Source organism: Longimicrobiaceae bacterium, from assembly GCA_036375715.1.
In the GTDB taxonomy this organism is placed as follows: domain Bacteria; phylum Gemmatimonadota; class Gemmatimonadetes; order Longimicrobiales; family Longimicrobiaceae; genus DASVBS01.
This window is the reverse complement of the sequence record DASVBS010000005.1, coordinates 1-22,692: the sequence shown is the minus strand read 5'-3', so window position 1 is coordinate 22,692 and position 22,692 is coordinate 1. Positions and strand designations below refer to the sequence as shown.

The following is a 22,692-nucleotide window of genomic DNA, read 5'->3' as shown; positions in this document are numbered from 1 at the left end:
ATGACCCATTCCGACCTGGTGGCGATCACGGTCGACGGCCGCGAGATGGCGGTGCCGCGGGGCGTCAGTGTGGCGGCGGCGCTGCTGAACGTAGGGGTCACCGCCTTCCGCAGGTCGGTGCGAGGGGAGGGGCGCGGGCCTCTCTGCGGCATGGGCACCTGCCACGAGTGCCGGGTGACCATCGATGGGAGGGCGCACCAGCGCGCCTGCCTCGTCGTGGTGCGGGACGGGATGAAGGTGACCACCGGTGGCTGAGGGGATGGTGGTGACCCGCTGCGACGTAGCGGTGATCGGCGGGGGGCCGGCCGGCATCGCCGCGGCGGTGGCGGCGGCGGAGGCGGGGCGGAGGGTGCTGCTGGTGGACGAAGGGCCGCGACCGGGCGGGCAGATCTGGCGGCACCGCGAGGGGGAGGCGCCCGCCGCGGCTGTGCCGTGGCTCGCGCGCCTCCACCGCTGCGGTGCGGAGCTACGCACTTCGACCGCCATCGTCGATGTCGAGGTCGCCCGTGTGGAGCAGGCCTCTGGAGAGCACGTATCTGGAAAGCATGCGTCAGAAGAGCACGCGTCCGGAGGGCGCGCCTCCTCTGCGCCAATCCGGCTGCTCGCCGAGGGGCAAGGCGGGGCGGAGAGGATCGAGGCAGGAGCGGTGGTCCTGGCCACCGGGGCACGCGAGCACTTCCTCCCCTTCCCCGGCTGGACTCTGCCGGGGGTGGTAGGGGTGGGAGGCGCGCAGGCTCTCCTGAAGTCGGGGACGAGCTTCTCGGGCCGGCGGGTGGTGCTGGCGGGCAGCGGCCCCCTGCTGCTCCCGGTCTCGGCGGCGCTGGCGCGGACAGGCGCATCGATCCAGGTCGTCGCGGAGCAGGCACCCGCCCGCCGGGTGGGGGCGTTCGCCGCGGGCCTCTGGCGGGAGCCGCGCAGGCTGCTGGAGGCAGCCCGCTACCGGCTCGCGGCAGGAACGGGGCCTTATCGGGCCGGGAGCTGGGTACTCCGGGCGCGCGGCCGCGACCGCGTCGAGGAGGTCGACGTGACAGTGCGGGGACGGACGAGGACCATCTCCTGCGACCTGCTCTGCACCGGGTTCGGGCTCGTGCCCAACCTGACGCTGGCTCGCCTCCTCGGCTGCGCCCTGGTGGATGGCGCGGTGCAGGTGGACGAGCTGCAGCGCACCAGCGTGGACGGGGTGTGGTGCGCGGGGGAAGCAACGGGTATCGGCGGCATGGAGGCAGCGCTGGCCGAGGGCTTCGTTGCCGGCGCCGCGGCTGCGGGGCGACCGGAGCTGGCTGCCTCCTTCATGCGCGCCCGTGATCGGGCGCGCCGCTTCGCCCGGCGACTGCGCGACACCTTCGCCCTCCGGCCCGAGCTGAAGGCCCTCGCGGACGAAGCGACCACGATCTGCCGGTGCGAGGACGTGGCCTGCGGGGCACTGCGTCCGGAGTGGAGCGGCCGCCAGGCCAAGCTCTATACGCGCATCGGAATGGGACCGTGCCAGGCGCGGGTCTGCGGTCCCGCCGTGCACTTCCTCTACGGCTGGACCCTCGAGAGCGGCCGCACTCCGGTCACGGTCGCCACGGTCGGCGCGCTCACGGGCGAGGCCGACCACGAATGACAACTCAACCAGGAGCAGGCATGGATAGGGAGCAGTGGAGCGGTGTGATGCCGGCGATCACCACCCCCTTCAAGGAAGATGGTTCGGTGGACCTCGCCTTCATCCAGGAGCACGCCCAGCGATTGGTGGGGGCGGGGTGCACCGGAGTCGTTGCGTTGGGTTCGCTCGGCGAGGCGAACACGCTGACCTTCGAGGAGAAGGTGGCCATCGTCCGTGCGCTGCGCGACGCGCTCGACCGCTCCGTGCCGGTGGTGGCGGGGATCGCGGGACTGGCGACCCAGGAGTGCGTCCAGCTCGCGCAGGCGGCCCGGGAGGCGGGCGCCGACGGGTTGATGGTGCTCCCGCCCTACGTCTACCGCGGGGACTGGCGCGAGACGGAAGCGCACTTCTCAGCGGTGCTGCAGGCGACGCCGCTCTCCTGCATGCTCTACAACAACCCCATCGCCTATGGCACCGACGTGGTCGCGCCGCAAATCGCCCAGCTCGCGCGCGAGCACCGCAACCTGCATGCGGTCAAGGAGTCGGGGGGCGATGTGCGCCGGGTGAGCGCGATCCGGGAGCTCCTTGGCGACGAGATCCGGATCTTCGTTGGGATCGACGATCTGATCGTCGAGTCGGTAGCCGTAGGGGCGACCGGGTGGATCGCGGGGCTGGTGAATGCCCTGCCGGAGGAATCGGTGCGCCTCTTCAACCTGGCCATTTCCGGAGACCGCGAGCGGGCGCTGCAACTCTATGACTGGTTCCTTCCCCTGCTGCGGTTCGACACCGTGCCCAAGTTCGTGCAGCTCATCAAGCTCGTGCAGCGTGCCGTTGGTCTCGGCAGCGAACGCGTCCGTCCGCCACGTCTGCCCCTCGTGGGCGAGGAGCTCGCGGCCGCCGAAAAGCTGATCGAGGAGCGGCTGGGCCACCCGGCACGGGCGGCAGCAGCCTGACGTCCAACCGGCCGATCCGGCCGCCCCTCGGCGGCCGGCACTTGCACCTCAGCGGTTCAGAATCCCAACCAGCTCGAGGCAACGATGCGTCCTCCGTTCGTGATTGCCGTCCTCACGCTCGCCTTTCCAACCCTTGCGGTCGCGCAGTCCTCCCAGTCGGCCCGATCCCCAGTCCTCGCGCGAGGCTGGGAAAAGCCGGTGCCGGAGCTCTCCGCCCTGGTGGCCTTCGACCGCGGTCGGAGCGAGCTCGAGTCGGCGGTGCGACGATTCCAGGAGGACCGCGCGGCGCTCCATCGGCGGTACGACGTCGAGTACTCGCCGGTGGTTCGCGACCGCCTGAAGCGCTTCTACCTGGGCTGGCAGCAGGCGCTCGAGGCGGCGGATTTCGCTTCGCTCAGCCTGGAGGCGCAAATCGACCATATCCTCCTGCGACACCAGGTGGAGTTCGAGCTGGCGTTGCTGCAGGAGCGCGAACGCCATGAGCGGGAGATGTATATCCTGCTCCCCTTTGCCTCGCGGATCCAGCAGTTGCAGCTCGCCCGACGCGAGCGCCGCGACGTGGACCCGCGAGCCGCGGCGCAGGAGCTGGCGGACCTGGCGAAAGTGGTCGACTCGCTTACCCACCTCGTGGAGGGCTCCGCCGACTCCGCCCGCGAGCTACGCGCGGTCTCCAAGGTGGTGGCGTATCGCTCCGCCGAGCACCTCGCGACCCTGCGCAACACCCTCAACTCCTGGTACGGCTTCTACGCCGGCTACGACCCGCTCTTCACCTGGTGGACCGAGAAGCCCCACGCGGCGCTGGATTCCGCGCTGCAGAGGTACCGCGAGATCATTCGCCGGGAGCTGGTGGGGATCCGGCCGGGGGAGATCGATCCGATCATCGGCGATCCGATCGGCGCGGAAGGGCTCGAGGCCCATCTGAAGCACGAGATGATCCCCTACACCGCCGAGGAGCTGATCGCCATCGCGGAAAAGGAGTTCGAGTGGTGCGAGGCGGAGTTGCTGCGCGCCTCGAATGAGATGGGGTTTGGCGACGACTGGAAGGCGGCCCAGGAGGCGGTCAAGCGAACCGCCGTGCCACCCGGGCAGAAGCCGGGGGTGGTGCGCGATATCGCCTACGAATCCGAGGCGTTCATCCAGCGGGACAGCTCCATCACCGTGCCGCCGCTGGCGAGCGAGATCTGGCGCATCGAGATGATGTCGCCCGAGCGACAGCTGGTGAACCCCTTCTTCCTGGGCGGAGAGGTCATCCGGGTGTCGTACCCGACCGACGATATGGAGCACGAGGACAAGCTGATGAGCATGCGGGGGAACAACCCGCACTTCAACCGCGCCACCGTCCACCACGAGCTCATCCCCGGGCATCACCTGCAGGGCTTCATGCGCCAGCGCTTCAACGAGCACCGCGACGTCTTCTCCACTCCGTTCTGGGTGGAGGGATGGTCGCTCTACTGGGAGATGGTGCTCTGGGACAAGGGCTTCCCTCGCGGCCCCGAAGACCGGATCGGGATGCTCTTCTGGAGGATGCATCGGGCGGCGCGGATCATCTTCTCGCTCCGCTTCCACCTGGGCACGATGACCCCCGAGGAGGCGGTGGACTTCCTGGTGGAGCGCGTCGGCCACGAGCGGGCGAACGCCGAGGCCGAGGTGCGGCGATCCTTCATCGGCTCGTATTCGCCGCTCTACCAGGCGGCCTACATGCTTGGCGGGATGCAGCTTCGCGCGCTGCGCGCCGAGCTGGTCGACAGCGGTCGCATGTCCGAGCGGGACTTCCACGATGCGATCATGCAGGGAGGGAGCATGCCTATCGAGATGGTGCGCGCCCGCCTGCTGGGGCAGCCACTTCCGGAGGACTACACCACCTCCTGGCGCTTCGCGGGGGATCCGCTATGAGCGCACGGGAGATCAGCCGGGACCTGCGCGCCGTGTCGTTGCTTGGCGCGCTGACGCTGCATCCCCTCCTCGCCGTACCCGCCACAGCACAGGGAACGCTCGAGGACTACCAGCGGGCTGCGCAGTTCTACGGGGAGCGGGCGGACGAGCTGGTCTTCTACGAGTCGGTGAACCCGGGGTGGATCGGGGAGGAGGGGGAGCGCTTCTGGTACCGCCGCGATCACCCGGACGGCACCAGCGAGTTCGTGCTTGTCGACCCGACCACGGCTACGCGCCAGCCGGCCTTCGATCACGAGCGGCTGGCGGCCGCGCTGTCGCGGGCGCTCGGGGAGGAGGTCCTGCCCGGCGAGTTTCCCTTCCGGTCGATCGAATTCAACGAGGCCGCCGACAGCATCGAGTTCGGGGTGGAGGAGGTGCGCTGGCAGTGCTCCCTGGCCGACTACGACTGCATCGAGCGTCCCGGCGAACCGCGCATGCGGGGCCGATCGCCCGACGACCACTGGCAGGCCTTTGTGCGGGGCTACAACCTGTGGGTGCGCTCGCTGGAGACGGGCGAGGAAATCCAGCTCACCGACGACGGGGAGCGGCACTGGGGCTACGCGACTCCGCTCCCCAACCCGCTGAACCTCATCGAGGAGCGTAGCCAGGAGATCGAGCAGCCCTCCGCGGTCTTCTGGTCGCCCGACTCCGCCTATCTCCTGACGTACCGCATCGATTCGCGGAAGGCGGGAAAGCTGACCGTAGTGCAGCACGCGCCGGAGTACCGGATGCGTCCCGTCAGCTACCAGTACGTCTATCCCCTGCCGCAGGACTCGGTGCTGCCGACGGCCGAGCCGGTGCTTTTCGCCATCGATGGGTGGCGGCGCATTCCGGTGAAGATGGAGCCGATCGAGATGCAGTATTACGGCGGCGTCGGCTTCCGCTGGAACGAGGACGGCTCTCGTGCGCTGGCGATCGTGGCCGATCGGGGCTACACCCGGCAGCAGGTGCGCGCGATCGAACCGGCGACCGGCGAGGTGCGGGTGGTGCTCGAAGAGGTGGGCGATCCGATCGTGGACACCTCACGCGGGACGATCCTGCGCGAGCTGGAAAGCGGTCTGCTGCTCTGGGGCTCGGAGCGGGACGGCTACAACCACCTCTATCTCGTCGACGGCGGGTCCGGAAAGGTGGTGCGCCAGCTCACGCGGGGCCCCTGGGTCGTCAACGACGTCGAGCGGGTGGACGAGGAAGCGGGGAAGATCTACTTCACCGCCCGCGGACGCGAGCCCAACCGCGACCCTTACCTGCTGCACGCCTATTCGATCGGCCTCGACGGCGAAGGGCTGACCCTGCTCACCCCCGAGCCGGCGGACCACGACGTGGAGTTCTCCCCGGGCGGCGACTACCTTGTCGACACCTACTCCACCGTGCGCGAGCCTCCGGTGACGGTGGTTCGGCGGGTCTCGGACGGATCGGTGGTGATGGAGCTCGAGAGGGCCGACATCAGCCGGCTGCTGGCCACGGGGTGGAAAGCCCCCGAGCCCTTCCGGGTCAAGGCGCGGGACGGCGAGACCGACATCTACGGCCTGCTCTGGTTCCCGTCGAACTTCGACCCGAACCGGAAGTACCCCATCGTCGAGCAGATCTACACCGGCCCGCACGGCTTCTTCACCCCGAAGCGGTTCGACGCCTACCGGAGCAGCGTCCAGGCGATCGCGGAGCTGGGGTTCATCGGCTTCATGGTGGACGGCCTGGGGACGGCCGGGCGGGGGCGAGAGTTTCAGCGCCTGTCCTTCCGCAACCTGGGAGACAGCGGCTTCGAGGACCACATCGGGGCGCTGCAGCAGCTCGCCGCCGAGAGGCCGTACCTGGATCTCACCCGGGTGGGGATCTACGGTCACTCGGCGGGCGGCTACAGCGCTGCCCGTGCACTGCTGGCCCACCCCGAGTTCTACACCGTCGGTGTAGCCTCGGCGGGCAACCATGATCACCAGCTAGACAAGGCCTGGTGGAACACCCAGTGGATGGGTTACCCGATCGGGCCGCACTACCAGGCGCAGTCCAACTTAGCCCTGGCGCATCGGCTGCAGGGCCACCTCCTGCTGGCGCACGGCGATATCGACGAGAACGTCCCCGTCTCGGCCACCATCCGCATGGCGCAGGCGTTGATCGAGGCGAACAAGGATTTCGACCTGATCATCATGCCCAACCAGCCGCACAGCTTCGGCAACCATCCGTATTTCACGCGGCGGCGCTGGGACTACTTCGTGCGGCACCTGCTGGGGGTGGAGCCGCCGGAGTTTGATCTGAGGGGGAAGCAGGAGGTGGAGGAGGAGGAAAGTTGAGGAGGTAGACGGCTTGGAGGAAGTCAGGAGCCAGAAGGAGAAGCTAGGAGCTAGGATTCTCCTTGATTCTCCTTCATGGTTTCGAGAGCGGCCCGTTGGGGCTCCCGTGCAGGCCGCTCTCATCCCAACGATTCCAAAAACGCAATGTCGACTGAACTGGAAGCACTCCTGGAAGGCTTCCCCGTGCGAGTGGAGGTGCCGGTGGCGTGGGGGGAGATGGACGCCTTCGGGCACGTGAACAACGTCGTCTACTTCCGCTACTTCGAGAATGCGCGTATCGAGCTGCTCCGGAAGATCGGCTTCGTCGACGCCACCGGGATCGGTCCGATCCTCGCCAGCACCCACTGCCGCTTCCGCCGCCCTCTCACTTACCCCGACCGGCTCCTGGTGGGCGTACGCATCACCGAGGTAGGCGAGGACCGCTTCACCATCGAATACCGGCTGGTAAGCGAAAAGCTCGGCACCATCGCCGCCGAAGGCGGCGGGGTGGTGGTCTCGTACGACTATCGCACCGCGAAGAAGGCAGCCATTCCGGAGGGGGTGAGGGAGGCGATCGCGAGGCTGTAAGGCGGAATTACGAATTACGAATTACGAATTACTAATTTCAGATCACGTAGGGCGCAGAGGGTTTCGGGAGGGCGCTGAGGAGGTCGGCGGCGGCCTCGCAATCCGGTGCGTGTAGGTAGGTTGTTAATATGCTTGCAAGCGATGTTGCTTTCTGTAACCTCTGTGCCGACCTCTGCGACCGCTGCGGTTTCGAGTTCAATCGTAATTCGTAATTCGTAATTTTCTAGCTAGAACTCGCCTGCCAGCCTAGCGACCAGTTCTTCCCGCTCGGCGGGCGCCCACTCGGCGAGGACTTCGCGGATGCGCTCGCGGCGGGCGGCGTTGAGGGATTCGAGGAGCTGGCGGCCGACCGGTGTGAGGACGCGCTCGCCGGCCTCGTCGGTGAGCAGGCCGCGGCTGCGGAGCTCGCGCTCGGCTTCGGCGGTTCGGCTGGGGTCGGCGCCGTAGTGCCGGGCGATCCAGGAGAGGCTTCGGTCGGGGTGCTGGTCGAAGCGGACCAGTAGCCAGGCGGCGTACGGGCTCACGTCAACCCCGGCGCGCTCGACCACCTTGCGGATGTACTCCCGCTTGATGTCCCGCGTGGCAAGGAGGGAGAGCGCCCGCTCGATACGGCGCACGGACGGTATGTCCGAGGGCATGGGGAAGAGCTCTTCCGCTTCCTTCCCCACGTCGCCGGCGACGGCGGCGATGCTCTCGCGCAGCGGCCGCTCGGGGACGAACCAGGTCAGCAGGAAGCCCACCAGGGCGATCCCCATCGCGGCGAGGAAGACGGTGCGCAACGACAGGGTGAAGGCCTCGATGTAGATTCCCCGGGTCGCGGGGTCGAGGTCGGCCAGCATCTGCGGGCTGATCCCGGCGCCGGCTCCGCCGCCGAAGCGACTCGGCGTGCCTGGCGGAAGCATCTGCGCCAGATTCCGAGCGAGCCTGGCGGCGAAGATGGCCCCGAAGATGGCGGTGCCCAGCGAACCTCCGATGAGGCGGAAGAGGGTCGCCCCCGAGGTGGCGACGCCGAGGTCCTCGTAGGCCACCGAGTTCTGGACGGCGATCACCAGCACCTGCATCACCATCCCCAGACCGAGCCCCAGCACCATCATGTCGAAGGAGGCCCGTGCCACAGAGGTCTCGGCGTCCATGCGCGAGAGGAGGTAGAGGCCGAGGGCCATCACCGCCGTGCCGACGATGGGGAAGATGCGATAACGCCCCCAGCGGCTGATGAGCTGCCCGGAGATGATCGAGGTGAACAGCATGCCGCCCATCATCGGCACCATCTGGAGCCCCGAACCGGTCGGGCTGGCGCCGTTCACCACCTGCAGGAAGAGGGGCAGATAGGTCACCGAGCCGAACATGGCGATGCCGACCACCAGCCCCACCGCCACGGTCAGCGAGAAGGTAGGGTTGGCGAAGAGCCGCAGCGGGAGGACAGGCTCCTCGGCGCGCGTTTCGGCCCAGACGAAGCCTGCCAGCGTGGCCACGGCGATCGCCGCCAGCCCCAGCATCTGCGGCGATCCCCAGGGATAGTGAACTCCGCCGAGGTCGGTGAAGACCACGATCGCGCTGAGCGCCACCGCGAGCAGTGTCGCCCCGACGTAATCGACCGAACGTCTCACCCGCTCGGGCCGGCGCGGCAGCGTCAAGGCAATCACGCCCAGCGCGATCAGCCCCAGCGGAAGGTTGATGTAGAAGATCCAGCGCCAGGAAAGGTGGGTGGTGAAATAGCCGCCCAGGAGTGGCCCGGCCACGCTGGAGACGCCGAAGACCGCGCCGAAGATCCCCTGGTAGCGGCCGCGCTCGCGCGGGGAGACGATGTCCCCGACGACCGCCTGTGCGGTCACCATCAACCCGCCGCCGCCGAGCCCCTGGATGGCCCGGAAGAGGATGAGCTGCATCATCGTCTGGCTCATCCCGCACAGGGCCGAGCCGACGAGGAAGAGCACGATGGCGGTCTGCAGGACGATCTTCCGACCGTAGAGATCGCCGAGCTTGCCGTACAGCGGGGTGACCACCGTCTGCGCCAGCAGGTAGGCGGTGACCACCCACGCCAACCGGCTCAGCCCACCCAGCTCCCCGACGACGGTGGGCAGCGCCGTCGCCACGATGGTGGAGTCGAGCGCCGCCAGCAACATCGCGAGCAGCAGCCCGCTGAAGACGGTGAGGACCTGACGGCGACTTAGCCGCTCGGCGATCGTCGACGGAACCGAGTTGGAAACTGACAAAGGCGACCTGTTTACGAGTAGCGGGTGAAAACTGGCGTGCTCCAGTTACCTCGGCGGCTCGCCGGTGCGCAAGGGGATGCGAGGGGTGGGCCAAGGGAGGGGAGGAGTCAGGTGTTAGGAGTCAGGCTCCTAACTCCCTTACCTCGCGACTCCGCTCCCAGACGCTTCCACCGATATCGGTGTGGGGGGTGCGGGGGATCAAAATGCGGCTTACTGTTTACGCTACCGTTGCGCGGGGCGGTGAGGGCCGCGCTGCACGAGACATGAAAGCCAGGATAGACTTATGGCTGATAACCAGTTCATCGCGGTTCACCGGGGAGGGTTGCTGGACCTGCAACGCCATCGGATGCTGGCGGCCTGGGCGGCGGACTGTGCCGAGCGCGTCCTCTCGCACTTCGAGGCGATCGGCGACGATGACCGGCCGCGCCGAGCGATCGAGGTGGCGCGGGCGTGGGGTCGAGGAGAGGTAGCCACCGGGGTCGCCCAGGCTGTCGCAGTCGCGGCTCACCGTGCAGCCCGCGAGGCGCGCGACCCCGCCGCCGCGGCGGCCGCGCTGGCGGCGGGGCACGCGGCGGCGACCGCCCACCTGGGCAATCACGCCCCCAAGGCAGTGCACCAGGCGCTCTGTGCGGTTGCCGCCGCGGGCGGTGACGCGGAGGCGGAGCGCAACTGGCAACGCGCACGGCTGCCGGAAGCGATCCGCGAGCTGGTGATCACCGCCCTCGCTTCGCGCAAGTTCCAGCGCCTGGAGCGCGTACCGGCCCGCGCGGGATGATCATCCTTGACGCCGGGCCGAAAAGCGTGTAACTATTCCTGCAACACATCGCGTCGGGAAGGAAGGTCATGCCCGCAAGCACACGTTTCGCCGTCGCGGTCCACGTCCTGGTGATGCTCGCGCATTACCGGGATCGGCCGCTGACCTCGGAGCGTCTGGCGGAGAGCGCCAACACCAACCCGGCGGTGATCCGGCGGCTGCTGGGGAGCCTGGCCGATGCCGGGTTCACGCGGTCACAGCTGGGAGTGGGCGGCGGCACGATGCTGGCGAGGCCGCCGGAGGAGATTACGCTGCGGGAGGTCTACCAGGCGGTGGAACGATCGGAGCTGATCGCCACGCACCGCTGTGGTACGAGCGAGAGCTGCCCGGTTGGGGCACACATCCTGCCTGTGCTGCACGGGGTCATCTGCCGGGCGGAACGCGCCTTCGTCGAGGAGCTCGACCGGGTGACGCTCGCAGACATCACCGAGGAAGTGGAGGCGGCGGCTGCTAGCTGAGCGGCGGAAGCAGTGGCGGCCGCTGAAGTGAGGGAGCTGGAATCCGCCGGTCTTGTGGTGGAGGCCAAAGCTGCCGGTTGAAAGGTGGAACGGCCCGGCCGCCGCTCGAGCGTTGAAGGCCGCAGTCGCCGCCTGAAAAGTGAGCGCTAGCGCCGGTGCGACAGCGGAAACAGTAACGACCGGCAGGCAGGGGCGCCGGGCACGGTGCCCCTTAATTCGGCAACTATATGTAACTGTGTTGGTTACGCAGTAGTAGAAGCATCATCGGAGCGGAGAGGATCCGCTCTCGTTGTGCGCACGTTCGCCGGTCGCGAGTCGGCAGGCGTGCGCGAGTTCCAAACCATCATCAGGAAACGTTCATGTCCGCGACGAACCTCTTCACCCCGCTTCGGTTAGGCAGGCTTACGCTGCCCAATCGCGTCGTCATGGCTCCAATGACCCGCAACCGGGCGAGCGGGACGATCCCCTCGCCCTCGGCGGTGACCTACTATGTGCAGCGCGCCACCGCGGGGCTGATCATCACGGAGGGGAGCCAGATCTCCCCGCAGGGGGTCGGCTATATCGATACACCCGGCATCCACTCCGATGAGCAGGTGGAGGGGTGGAAGCGGATCACGGACGCAGTGCACCGGGTCGGTGGGAGGATCTTCCTGCAGCTCTGGCACGTCGGACGGGTCTCGCACCCTTCGCTGCAGCCCGGTGGGGCTCTCCCGGTCGCCCCGTCGGCCATCGCGCCGGAGGGGACCATCTTCACCCGCAAGGGCCCGCAGCCGTTCGTCACGCCGCGTGCATTGGAGACGGAGGAGATCGCCTCGATCGTCTCCGATTTCGCCCGAGCCGCTGGTCGAGCGCGCGAGGCCGGTTTCGACGGGGTCGAGCTGCACGGCGCCAACGGGTACCTCATCGACCAGTTCCTGCGCGATGGCAGTAACCGGCGCACGGACCGCTACGGTGGCTCGCTGGAGAATCGCCTGCGCTTCCTGACGGAGGTGACGGCGGCGGTGGCGGAGGTCTGGGGCGCCGACGGGGTGGGTGTACGCCTGAGCCCTCACAACTCCTACAACGGCATGAGCGACTCGGACCCGGCAAAGACCTTCCTCGGCGCCGCGTCCGCGCTCGCCCCGCTGGGGTTGGCCTACCTGCACGTGGTGGAGCCCGTCGAGACGCCGGCGGCCGATCGCCTCGCGGCGCGGATGCGGCGGGCCTTCCGCGGCCCCTTGATCATCAACGGCGGCTACGACCGCACGAGCGGCGACGCGGCGCTCGCGGCAGGTGAGGCGGACCTGGTCTCCTTCGGGGTCCCCTTCATCGCCAACCCGGACCTACCGCAGCGCTTCGCCATCGGCGCTCCCCTCGCCCCGGCGGACCGCGCGACCTTCTACGGCGGCGACGAGCGCGGCTACGTCGACTACCCCAGCTGGGACCCGGTGGAGGCGGTGCGCGCGGCGTGAAGGGCGCGCGGCGCAATTTTGAATTGCGACGCGAATTTCAGGGGGTGAGCAGCCCGCAGGCCGGGCTGCTCACTCCACTCTGGTGGCGATCCACCAGGTGGTGCCGCCGGGATCCTTGACGCCGCCGCGGCGGTCCTCATCGTCCTTCTTCACCGGCTCCTGGATCGATTCGGCGCCGGCGGCCAGTGCGCGTCGGTAGGTCTCGTCGACGTCCGGAACGTAGACGTGAACGTGAGCACCGATCGGCGGCCACCCCTCATTGCCGTCTGCGATCATGATCACGGAATCCCCGATGCGCACCTCGGCGTGCATCAGCTTCCCGTCGGGAGCGGGATATTGGCGCAGGCGCTCGGCCGCGAACGCCTCGACCAGGAAGTCGATGGTGCGGGCCGCCCCGTCCACGATCAGATAGGGGGAGACCCGATTGTAATCAGCGGGCTTCCAGTTTCCGGCCATGCGGGTCTCTCCGGTGTTGAGGTCGGCGACGCCGGGATCGGCGACGTCGATACCGGCAACGTTCGGACCGGCGGCGCCGGCGCTGGCCGTATTGCGATCATACGCCCTCGCGGCGCGGACACGCTCCGCAAGGAGCTCGGCATCGAGGGAGCGCACCGTGCCGACCGCCGCCTCCCAGCGGCCGTCGCCACATAGACCGCGAAGGCCGGCGTCCTCATAGGCCTCGACCAGGGCGTCGAGAAGGGCATCCTTGAGATCGGTCGCGTTCATGGGTGGTTGTGTGAGGGTGGATGATTGCCAGCCGCGCCCGCGTAAGCCACACTAACGGGGTTCATCGTTCCTCGCCCGCTTTCCCGCCGCAACCCATGAGCCGATCGTCCCTGACCCGGCGGTGGCTTGTTGCCGCCCTTCCCTGTCTGCTCGTCGTCGCCTCGGCCGAGGCGCAGCTTCCGGTCTTCACCCCGGACGACTCCAGCGGCATCTACAATCCCGGCGAACGGGTCGGCTGGACCGCGAGCCAGGGCACGGGACGGTACCGCTACACCATCCGGCGAGACGGCGGCGCGGTGATCGACAGCGGCACCATCGACCTGACCCGACCCGGCGTCAGGATCGAGACCTCGCTCGCGCAGCCGGGCATGGTGCTGGTGGAGATCCGTCCGGAGAAGCCGGACTCGAGCTTCGGAGCACCGCACACCGGCGGTCCGGGCAAGCTCCTGCTGGGAGCGGCGGTGGCGCCGGAGCGAATCGAGGCCGCCGAGCCGGAGCCGGCCGATTTCGACGCTTTCTGGCGAGCGAAGCTCGCGGAGCTCGAGGCGGTGCCGATGGGCGCAGAGGTCACTCCGAAGGAGAGTGGGGTGCCCGGTGTTGAGTACGCCACGGTGCGGTTGAACAACATCCAGGGTGCGCACGTCTACGCCCAGCTCGCCCGCCCCTCGGGTGATGGTCCTTTCCCCGCCCTGGTCATCCTCCAGTGGGCAAGCCCACCCTATCCCCTGCAGAAGTCTTGGGTTACGGATCGGGCACAGCAGGGCTGGCTGGTGCTGAACGTAGAGCCGCACGACGTGCCCGTGGACATGCCCCAGTCCTTCTACGACAACCTTCCGACGGTGGTGAAGCGTTACGAGGTGCTCGGGGATCACAGCCGCGACGAGAGTCACTTTCTACGGATGTACCTGGGCGATTACCGAGCAGTCGAGTTCCTGACGACGCTGCCGCAGTGGGACGGAGAGACCTTGGTGGTGATGGGAACCAGCATGGGCGGGCAGCAGAGCTTCGCCACCGCTGCGCTCCATCCCCGCGTTACCGGGATGATTGCCCACGTACCGGCTGGGGCGGACGTGACCGCGGCACTGCACGGGCGGGCCGCCAGCTACCCGCAGTGGAACGTGGAAGACCCCGCGGTACTGGAGACGGCGAGGTACTTCGACATCGTCAACTTCGCGGGGCGGATCCAGGTGCCGGCGCTAGTCTCAATGGGCTTCATCGACGAGCTGACCCGTCCTACCGGGATCTGGGCGGCTTTCAACCGCCTGCGCGGGCCGAAGGAGGTGGTACCGCTGGTCGATGCGCCCCACAACCACATGGCCACCGAGGCGCAGCAGCAGAAGTACCTGGACCGGGCGGAGGCGTGGCTGGAGAGGATGAAACGTGGCGAGGCACCGATCGCTCCAGGCAGCTAAAAACGTGGCGTTCCGGGCCGATAGCGCACATTATTGATACCACACCAACAGAACACCCCCGCGCGATCCTACCTCGCCATCATCCGTGCAGTCTCATCTCACCTCGTGGAGGCGTCCATGTCCCGAGTTCACGGTCGACTGGTCCTGCTTATTGCGGCGATCCTGGTGATCGGCGCCGCATGCGCCAGCCGCACGCCACTCGGAGGTCCGCGCAGCCAATCCGATCCGATCACCATTGCGGAAATCGAGGAACGAGGCCCGTTCAACAGTCTGTACGATCTCGTGCAGATCCTGCGTCCACGGTGGCTGCGCCCGCAGGGGCCGGACACCTTCGTCGGTAGATCGGGCCAGGTGCAGGTCCACATCGACGGGAACTGGATCGGCCCCGTGCAGAACATGCGTAACCTCGCCGCCCATGGCGTGACCTCCCTCTACTGGCTCGACCCAGTGGACGCCGCCGGGCGGTTTGGTCTGGACCATAGTCACGGAGCGATCATTGTTTCGACGGCCCCGGTGCATTGACAAGTGACAAGGTGACAAGGTGATCGGGTGAGCCGAGTTCGCTTCCAAGGCTCTTCCAACCGCCTCGGGCGACATCTTGGTGTCGCACGACTTCGATTTCGGATCCTGCCCACAACCCCAGCGCACCCCATTACCTTGTCACCTTGTCACCTTGTCACCTTGTCACCTTGTCACCTTGTCACCCGCCCCACCCCGTCCCCCACACCCTCCCCTGTCACCTCCGCCAGTTTCTCGAAAAACGCCCGCTTCCGGGCGGAGCGGATGCGCCAGTCGACGGGGACGGTCTGGTAGCCGTCGGCGAATCCCTCGCCCTCGTGGCGGTGGTCGTGGTATCCCCAGGAGGCGTACTCGGCGATCGCGGCGGTGAAGTTGTTCAGCGGCTGATCGAAGCCGTAGTGGTCGTCCTCGTTGACCACGATGGGCATGGGGCGGTAGCCCTCCACCTGCCGGGTCTCTCGTATCAACTCGGTCATTTCCGCTGGATCTTCGACGCCGTTGCCGTGCAGTAGCACGAAGTCCGCGGCGCGGACCACGTTGGGACTGGGCACCGTGTTTCCGGTGAAGCTCGCGCTCACCAGAAAGCGGTGTCCGTTGCGCTCGAAGGCTTTGGCCCTCTCGATCAGCTCGTGCACTCGATCCGCCTTCAGGATGGGGTGATCGTAGCCCGTATTCGCCTCGTTGTTGATCTCGATCAGCACGTTGCGGTAGCCCCGGTCCGCGAGCCAGTCTAGCGTGTTGTCGACCGCGCGGATCACCGCCGCCTCGTCCCGCAGCCGCTGATCCTGGCCGAAGTAGAAGATCCCGAGGATCGGCACCATTGCCAGCTCATCCGCCCGATCCAGGATTCGCTCGAGGCGGGCCATGTAGTCCGGGCGCAGGTTGCCCAGGGAGTCGATCGCCGAGTTGTGCCACGGATGCGAGCGGGCGTTGGGCCGCGGGTTGCCACCCTGCAGATTGATGGTGAAGGAGAGCAGCCCGTGCCGACGCCACTCCGGCATGGCGGCAACGAACTCGCGGGTGTTTCGCTCCGGGTCCCATTCCCGCGTGTCCGGGTAGGCCCAGAGATGGCGCGTCTCGGGATTCAGGTCGTCGAAGATCCCCTGCACCATGCGGGCGTTGAAGAGCAGCCCCTCGATCCTGTGGCCATTCCAGCTCTGCCCCTCGTAGGTCGGTCGTCCGTTGATGTAGAACTGGTCACCGACGATGGACACGGCGGTGTGGCGGACAGGAGGTTGCGTCTCCGCCGCGGGAGGAGGCGCGGCCGAGCTGCAGGCGCACAACGCGAAGAGGAGAGCGAGAGCGAGCAGGGAACGGGTGCGCATCGCAAGCGGGGTTGGAGTGGACGGGTACCATAGCGCGCAACCGGACGTCGCGGAAGTCGGAGCCCGCGGGTCGCGGCGGTGATTCGCGGGAAGGTGATTCTCGAGGGGGAGGCTCGACCGATGTCCGTTTCGTTTCGAACCGAGATGCTGATCCAGGCGCCGCCCGCCGCGGTGATGGAAGCGATGACCGACCTCGACGCGTGGCCCCGATGGATGCCGGCGCTGGTGCGCGTGGAGAAGCTCACCGAGGGTCCGTTCGACCTGGAGACCCGTTGGCGCGAGACCCGCAAGGTGTTTGGCCGGGAGGCATCGGAGGTCTTCCACGTCACCGAGTTCGAACCGCCGGGAAGGCTGGGGCTGTGGGTGAACGGCGCGGAGGGCACCACGGGCAAGGGCGAATACCGCTTCCTTTATCTGCTCGAGCCCGCCGGGGAGGGCACCACCCGGGTCACTCTGGAGGGCGAAGCGAACATGCCCGGTCTGGCGGCGCGAGTGCTGGGCTTCCTCTTCCGTGGGATGTTGAGGAAGGGGACAGAGAGGGATCTCGCGGCGCTACGGAGCTGGCTGGAAGGGTAACTTGCGAAGGAGGATCTATTCATGACCCTGCTTGTGGCGACACACGAGACGGTGCTGCGAGTGGATCCGGCGAGCGGCCGGATGCATCCGGCCTCCGGGCTCGACGAGCACCATCCCACCTGCCTCGCCGCCGACCCGAGGCTGCCCGGACGCGCCTGGTGCGGGACATCGCGCGGAGGCGTCTTCCGTACGGATGATGGCGGAGAGACCTGGCGCTCCCAGGGGCTCGCCGAGCATCGGTTGATGTCGCTGGCGGCGAGTCCGACCGAGCCGGATGTCGTCTGGGCAGGAACGGAGCCCAGCGAGGTCTGGCGCTCGAGGGATGGGGGCGAGAGCTGGGCACGCACGAATCCGCTGACCGCGCTGCCTTCTTCGGGAAGCTGGGCCTTTCCGCCCCGACCGGACACCCACCACGTGCGGTGGATCGCCTGTCATCCGCGCGAGCCGGGGCGGCTCTGGGTCGCGGTGGAGGCAGGCGCGCTGGTGTCTACGGCCGATGGCGGGCAGAGTTGGCGGGACCGCGTCCCCGGCGGTCCGTACGACACGCACGAGCTGGCCGTCCATCCCGACGCCCCGGAGACCCTGCGCGTCGCCGCGGGAGACGGGTACTTCGAGAGCTTCGATGGAGGAGGCAGCTGGGCGCGTCTGCGCGCGGGGTTGGAGGTGGGCTACCTGCGAAGCGTCGCCATCGACCCAGGGGACCCGAACGTGGTGCTGGTCTCGGCCAGCTCGGGTCCGCGTACCGCGTACGTCGCCGGCTCTGGCAACGGCCGGCTCTACCGGCGGGAGGGAACAGGCGACTGGGAGCGGGTGATGCACGGCTGGCCACGAGATCCGAACACCATTGCCCCGCTGCTGCTGGCGGGTGACAGGGCGGGCGAGCTCTGGGCTGCCGACGAACGGGGGCTTCACCGCACCGACGACGCAGGGGTCACCTGGCAGATGGTGGTGCCCTTCGAAGAGACGCCGAACCACCTGCGGGCGCTTGTCGCGGTGACGGCATCGTGAGGTTCGCAAGCGAGGCAGACCGCGGGAAAATGCGGTGCGGCCTGCTTTGACGGCGGAGTCGAGACTGCAAACAGATCGGATCAGCCCGCTGACGGGCGGGAGCACACCTCGAGGATCATTCATGGCCGAGGATGGGGTGGCGCTGCTGATGTCGCTGGCCCTCCTCGCCGCTCTACTCGCCCTGGCGGAGCTGGCGCACCGCAGGTTCGGCTGGTCGTCCCTCCTCACTCGGCGGCTGGTGCACGCCGCGACCGGACTCTACGTCGTCTTTTTCCCCCTGCTCTTCGAGCACGCCGTCTCCGTCTATCTCCTCGCCTCCATCTTCGTGGTCGTGAACGGCCTCGCGCTGGCGCGGGGCTGGCTGCGAGGGGTGCATCCGGCCGACCGGGTGACCGCCGGCACCGTCGCCTTCCCGCTGGCCTTGCTGGCCATCCTGCCCTTTACCTGGGAGCCGCAGCGCTTCTTCATCCTGCGGACCTCCTTTCTGGTGCTCGCGCTGGCCGATCCGCTGGCCGCCGCGGTGGGGGAGCGGGCCGGGCGCTCCCAGGTACGCGTCGGAAGGGGGACGAAGAACGTGGCAGGGAGCGCCACCTTCTTTCTGACGGCGTGGCTGCTGACACTGCTGGGCATTGGGGTCTTCGGGCCGTCGGCCGCGTTGGACGCTGACTCCCCTGGCAGATGGACGCTGGTGGCGCTGCTGGTCGCTGCCATTGCGACGGGTGCGGAGGCGCTGGGGGGTCGCGGATGGGACAATCTGTTCATCGTCCTCGCGGTCGCGGCGGTGCTGCTGATCTTGCAACTGCAGCCGGAGTGGCTGGCCGTGATGGCGCTGGGTTGCGCGATCGGCGTGGGCTTCGGCGTCTTCGCGTGGCGGGTGGAGTACCTGACCCTGTCCGGCGCGATCGCGGGCGGCCTGTTCGCCGCGACCCTGATCGGTATTGGCCGATGGGGATGGGCCGTGCCGGGGTTCACGTTCTTCTTCCTCTCCAGCGCGCTCTCCAAGCTCGCGCCGCAGGCGAAGGGGAGCTACGCGGAGGCTTCCCTCCGCGAGAGTCGACGTGATGCCGGGCAGGTGTACGCGAACGGCGGGGTGGCCTGGCTACTGGTGGTCGCGTACGCGCTCGTGCCGGACTCGGGGATCTACTGGGCCTTCGTCGGCAGCCTGGCGGCCGCCGCGGCCGACACCTGGGCCACCGAGGTCGGTCCCCTCTTCCGCCAGGACGCGCGTATGATCCTGACGGGCCGCCGGGTTCCCGCCGGGACCTCGGGGGCGGTGACCGCGGTCGGGACCGCCGCAGGGGTGGCCGGCGCGGCGGTCGTCTGGTTGGCGGCCTGGTGGACGGCGCCGGACCCGCTGCGGACGACTGGCCCGGTCGTTACGGCCGCAGCGGTGGTCGTGGGCGGGGTGTTCGGGTCGCTGGTGGACAGCCTCCTGGGCGCTACTGTCGAAGGCGTCTATCGAGATCCGGACAGCGGCGGCCTGGTGGACGCCCGAGGCCTGCGTGAGACCGGCGCCGAGCCGGCGCGCGGGTGGCGGGTGGTGGACAACGAGGTGGTGAACGCGGCGTGCACGCTGGTTGGAGCGGCGGTGGCGGCGGGGGTGCTGGGGCTGTTGACGTAGACCGCGAGTCCGTAGCTGGTGTGGATGGCGCCGGTTGTCGTTCAACATCGGGGTTTCCTGCGCGGGCGGGCTCGTTGCCGCACGGCGCGGTGGTGATCACGACGCGGCGGGGGCGGGGGCCACAGGGTGACAAGGTGACAAGGTGAACGGGCGCGGCTAGACAAGGGGACAAGGAGGGGTGACGGGGTGGCAAGGTGACGGGACGAGGGTCCCGGACATGGCGACAGCGAGGCCTGCAGCAGCTCGGATTGAGCTAGCCCATTCAACTGGCTTGCGCGGCTCACCCGTTCACCTTGTGACCCTCTCACTCCTTGTCTCCTTGTCCCCTTGTCTCCTTGTCCTGCTCGTCCCCCTCCGATGAATCACTCCCCTCCGTCGCTGACGAAAATACCGTCGCCGAGCAGCCGCCTGGCGTTCTCCGAGTAGAACATCTCGAGGACTTCAACCGGCAGGCCGAGGCCCTGTACGCGGCGGTTGCCATAGTCGACGCTGTCGGGGCTGGCGTAGAAGGCGAAGTCCCGTCGGTAGCGCGCCTCGACCCCATCCGCGAATTCCTTGCGATCCTCCACGGTGACGGGTCCGGTCCGGAAGGGACGGAATACCGCGTCGAGGCCGTAGAGGATGCGGTCCGGGTAGCGGAGGAAGAAGCTCCGCACCTTCTCCGTCGGTTGATAGGTGAGGTCGCGGGTTCGGGCGGCAACGTCGACGTAGAAGTTCGGATAACGGTCGAGCCGCGCCGCCACCTCGTCGACGTCGTGCTCCAGGCTGCCCAGATGCGCCCCGATGACGATCAGGTCCGGGTGCTTCTCCAGAATGTGATCGCGCGCGGCAATCAGTTCCTCGTGCGAGGGGTACTCGGGCTTACCGTAGAGATGCCACTCGGGATTCTGCGAGTAGTAGTTGTAGTGGACCACCTGGGAGTCGAGCGGTAGCCAGGCTTCCCGGGGCTCCGCGAGGTGCGCCAGAAGGGGGATGCCTCGCTCAGCCAGGTGGGCGTATATGGGGTCGAAGACCGGATCGTCCGGCAACAGAAACTCACCCGAAGGGGTCTTCAACTCCAGGCCGACTTCCTTCCAGATCTTCGTCATCACCGCACCCGCCTCGAAAGACCGGTCGAGTTGCGCGATCGCTTCCTCGGCAAAGCCCGACTCCCCCACCCTGCGCAGGTTGAAGGTCGAGGCGAACTCCATGCGATCGGGATAGCGCCGGGCGAGGTCCGCGCCGATGCGGTGCATGGTCTCCACGTACCCGTCCGTACCGCGATTGGAGACGTTGACCACCTTCATGTTGATGCGTCGCAGCAGCTCCACCAGGTAGTCCGGCGACTCGTCGAAGTAGTGCGCGTGAATATCGATCTTCTCGATCGACTCGAAGGTGGGAACGCCGGCGGAATCCGACCCGGTGATCTCCGCGAGCAGATCGAAGAAGGCCCTCTTTCGCGCGGAGTTGATGCCCCAGTCGACGGGAACGCTCTGGTAACCCTCCTCGAAGGCCTCACCCTCGCGTCGGAAATCGAAAAAGCCCCACGAGGCATATTCACTGATCGCGGCAACGAGGTTGTTGTCCGGCTGTTCGAATTCGTAATGATCATCCTCGTTGACCAGGATCGGCATGGGCCGGTAACCCTCCACCGCGCGGGTCTCGCGCACCATTTCGGCCAGGCGCGCGGGATCTTCGACCCCATTGCCGTGCAACAACAGGAAGTCGGCGGTGCGCACCACGTTGGGCCGCGGAATGGAGCCTCCTCCGTAGCTCGTGCTCACCAGGAAGCGGTGCCCTTCGCGCTCGAATGCTTTCACCCTTTCGATCAGCTCGTGGACCCGCTCCGGCTGCAGGATCTCGTGATCGTAGCGGACGTTTGCCTCGTTGTTGATCTCGATCAGAACGTTCCGATAGCCGCGGTCGGCGAGCCATTCGAGCGTGTTGTCCACAGCCCGGATCACCGCTTGCTCGTCCCGCAGGCGCTCGTCCTGCCCGAAGTAGAAGATGCCCAGGATCGGGACCATCCCCAGCTCGTCCGCGCGATCGAGGATCCGCTCCAGCCGGGCCATGTACTCCGGCCGCAGGTTGCCGAGGGAATCGATCGCGGAGTTGTGCCAGGGCTGCTCGCGCGAATATCCCTGCGGGCTCCCGCCCTGGAGGTTGATCGTGAAGGAGAGGAGGCCATGGCGACGCCACTCCGGCATCGCGTCGATGAACTCGCGGGTATTCCGCTCGGGATCCCACGTGCGCGTGTCGGGATAGGCCCACAGGTGCCGGGTCTCCGGATTCAGGTCATCGAAGATCCCCTGCACCATGCGGGAGTTGAACAGGAGGCCCTCGATGCGGTGACCGTTCCAGGTGCGCCCCTCGTAGGTGGGTCGCCCATTGATGTAGAACTGGTCCCCGACGATGGAGACCTCCGTGTGCCGCTCACGGGTCTCGGCGCCCGCGGCGGACGTGGAGGGATCGCCCGGAGAGCAGGCGGTCAGGTAGATGGCGATGGCGACGGCGAGCGGGAGGCGAATGCGCATGGGATAGCGCCATTGCCACAGTCGCGGCCGCGCGGCGGCATCGCGATTTGGGGCTAAGCGGCAGAGGATCATGGGGAAGACGTCGGTGGGTGCGGACCAGAAAAACTTGCCTTCAAGCGCAGTATAACGCGCGCGAATCGGGGGTGGGAATGAATTCCCGAGGAATGATTGTCGCTCAGCCCGAGTAGAACCGCGGAGGCCGCAGAGGGTGGAACGGAGGTCACGGAGGTGAGCTCGATCACCCCTCGATCACAATGCGCTCGCCCGGCCGGGTATCGTACTCCCGCAGACGGTCACGGTAGCGGACGCGCAGCGGACCTCCCCGTTCCGACACGATGACCGCTCGCTCGAGCTCACCCGCCCGCCACTCGATGTCGACCTGGAAGCCGCCCCGGGCACGGAGGCCGCGCACGTGGCCGTCGGGCCAGGCGGAGGGAAGCGCAGGGAGGAGGTGGACCTCGCCGGTGTGGTTCTGCATCAGCATCTCCACGATGCCGGCGGTCGCGCCGAAGTTACCGTCGATCTGGAAGGGCGGGTGCGCGTCGAAGAGGTTGGGATACACACCGCCTCCCTCGTAGTCAGTCTTGGGGCTGTGGGTGAGGGTGAGCAGGTTCTGGAGCATGCGGTAGGCGTGATCCCCGTCCAGGAGGCGCGCCCAGAAGTTGATCTTCCAGGCCATCGACCACCCGGTCCCCCCATCGCCGCGGAACTCGAGGGAGGTACGCGCGGCGTCG

The 22,692-nt window shown here is 67.8% G+C and carries 19 protein-coding genes; 14 read left to right on the top strand and 5 right to left on the bottom strand.

The features are described 5' to 3' along the window. From VF167_00675 to VF167_00650, 6 genes are all read left to right on the top strand, one after another. A complete protein-coding gene (locus VF167_00675) occupies positions 1 to 255 on the top strand; it encodes a (2Fe-2S)-binding protein (protein ID HEX6923912.1) in 255 nt (84 codons plus the stop codon). Then, positions 248 to 1,606 (top strand): FAD/NAD(P)-binding oxidoreductase, encoded by a 1,359-nt coding sequence (locus tag VF167_00670; GenBank protein ID HEX6923911.1) that lies wholly within the window; start codon positions 248 to 250, stop codon positions 1,604 to 1,606. Before VF167_00675 ends, VF167_00670 begins: the two co-directional genes overlap by 8 nt. A gap of 20 nt (positions 1,607 to 1,626) precedes the next feature. Next, on the top strand, positions 1,627 to 2,538 hold the full coding sequence (locus tag VF167_00665) for a dihydrodipicolinate synthase family protein (GenBank protein HEX6923910.1): 912 nt from the start codon (positions 1,627 to 1,629) through the stop codon (positions 2,536 to 2,538). 84 nt (positions 2,539 to 2,622) lie between these two features. Beyond that, positions 2,623 to 4,431 (top strand): DUF885 family protein, encoded by a 1,809-nt coding sequence (locus tag VF167_00660; protein HEX6923909.1) that lies wholly within the window; start codon positions 2,623 to 2,625, stop codon positions 4,429 to 4,431. Further along, positions 4,428 to 6,755: a DPP IV N-terminal domain-containing protein gene (locus tag VF167_00655; GenBank protein ID HEX6923908.1), complete on the top strand. Its 2,328-nt coding sequence runs from the start codon at positions 4,428 to 4,430 to the stop codon at positions 6,753 to 6,755. Before VF167_00660 ends, VF167_00655 begins: the two co-directional genes overlap by 4 nt. Before the next feature lie 144 nt (positions 6,756 to 6,899). Continuing rightward, on the top strand, positions 6,900 to 7,322 hold the full coding sequence (locus VF167_00650) for a thioesterase family protein (protein ID HEX6923907.1): 423 nt from the start codon (positions 6,900 to 6,902) through the stop codon (positions 7,320 to 7,322). Positions 7,323 to 7,549: 227 nt separating this feature from the next. Here VF167_00650 and VF167_00645 read toward each other — a convergent pair whose 3' ends face one another. Next, positions 7,550 to 9,535, bottom strand: coding sequence for an MFS transporter (locus VF167_00645; GenBank protein HEX6923906.1), 1,986 nt, complete (start codon positions 9,533 to 9,535; stop codon positions 7,550 to 7,552). 283 nt (positions 9,536 to 9,818) lie between these two features. Here VF167_00645 and VF167_00640 point away from each other — a divergent pair, with 283 nt between their 5' ends. From VF167_00640 to VF167_00630, 3 genes are all read left to right on the top strand, one after another. Then, positions 9,819 to 10,310, top strand: a complete 492-nt coding sequence (locus VF167_00640) for a hypothetical protein (protein ID HEX6923905.1) — start codon at positions 9,819 to 9,821, stop codon at positions 10,308 to 10,310. Positions 10,311 to 10,378: 68 nt separating this feature from the next. Continuing rightward, entirely contained in the window at positions 10,379 to 10,807 is a 429-nt protein-coding gene (locus VF167_00635; protein ID HEX6923904.1) for an Rrf2 family transcriptional regulator, read from the top strand. A gap of 359 nt (positions 10,808 to 11,166) precedes the next feature. Next, positions 11,167 to 12,258 carry an alkene reductase gene (locus tag VF167_00630; GenBank protein ID HEX6923903.1) on the top strand — a complete coding sequence of 364 codons (1,092 nt, stop codon included), beginning with the start codon at positions 11,167 to 11,169 and terminating at the stop codon, positions 12,256 to 12,258. 69 nt (positions 12,259 to 12,327) lie between these two features. On the opposite strand, the gene VF167_00625 is transcribed toward VF167_00630, so the two are convergent. After that, entirely contained in the window at positions 12,328 to 12,984 is a 657-nt protein-coding gene (locus tag VF167_00625) for a VOC family protein (protein HEX6923902.1), read from the bottom strand. 95 nt (positions 12,985 to 13,079) lie between these two features. Between VF167_00625 and VF167_00620 the strand changes: the two genes are divergently transcribed. Then, the gene (locus VF167_00620) at positions 13,080 to 14,396 is read left to right on the top strand and encodes an acetylxylan esterase (protein ID HEX6923901.1); all 1,317 of its coding nucleotides are present in this window, start codon (positions 13,080 to 13,082) and stop codon (positions 14,394 to 14,396) included. Between the two features lie 117 nt (positions 14,397 to 14,513). Then, positions 14,514 to 14,918 (top strand): hypothetical protein, encoded by a 405-nt coding sequence (locus tag VF167_00615; protein ID HEX6923900.1) that lies wholly within the window; start codon positions 14,514 to 14,516, stop codon positions 14,916 to 14,918. Between the two features lie 170 nt (positions 14,919 to 15,088). On the opposite strand, the gene VF167_00610 is transcribed toward VF167_00615, so the two are convergent. Next, positions 15,089 to 16,240, bottom strand: a complete 1,152-nt coding sequence (locus VF167_00610; GenBank protein HEX6923899.1) for a hypothetical protein — start codon at positions 16,238 to 16,240, stop codon at positions 15,089 to 15,091. 120 nt (positions 16,241 to 16,360) lie between these two features. Here VF167_00610 and VF167_00605 point away from each other — a divergent pair, with 120 nt between their 5' ends. From VF167_00605 to VF167_00595, 3 genes are all read left to right on the top strand, one after another. Next, complete coding sequence (locus tag VF167_00605; protein ID HEX6923898.1) at positions 16,361 to 16,816, top strand: SRPBCC family protein; 456 nt, start codon at positions 16,361 to 16,363, stop codon at positions 16,814 to 16,816. 21 nt (positions 16,817 to 16,837) lie between these two features. Beyond that, on the top strand, positions 16,838 to 17,824 hold the full coding sequence (locus VF167_00600; GenBank protein HEX6923897.1) for a hypothetical protein: 987 nt from the start codon (positions 16,838 to 16,840) through the stop codon (positions 17,822 to 17,824). A gap of 121 nt (positions 17,825 to 17,945) precedes the next feature. Then, positions 17,946 to 19,445, top strand: coding sequence for a DUF92 domain-containing protein (locus VF167_00595; protein ID HEX6923896.1), 1,500 nt, complete (start codon positions 17,946 to 17,948; stop codon positions 19,443 to 19,445). Between the two features lie 362 nt (positions 19,446 to 19,807). Here VF167_00595 and VF167_00590 read toward each other — a convergent pair whose 3' ends face one another. After that, entirely contained in the window at positions 19,808 to 21,958 is a 2,151-nt protein-coding gene (locus VF167_00590; protein ID HEX6923895.1) for an amidohydrolase family protein, read from the bottom strand. Between the two features lie 238 nt (positions 21,959 to 22,196). Next, the coding region (locus VF167_00585; protein HEX6923894.1) for a hypothetical protein at positions 22,197 to 22,692 on the bottom strand (496 nt) is incomplete at its 5' end.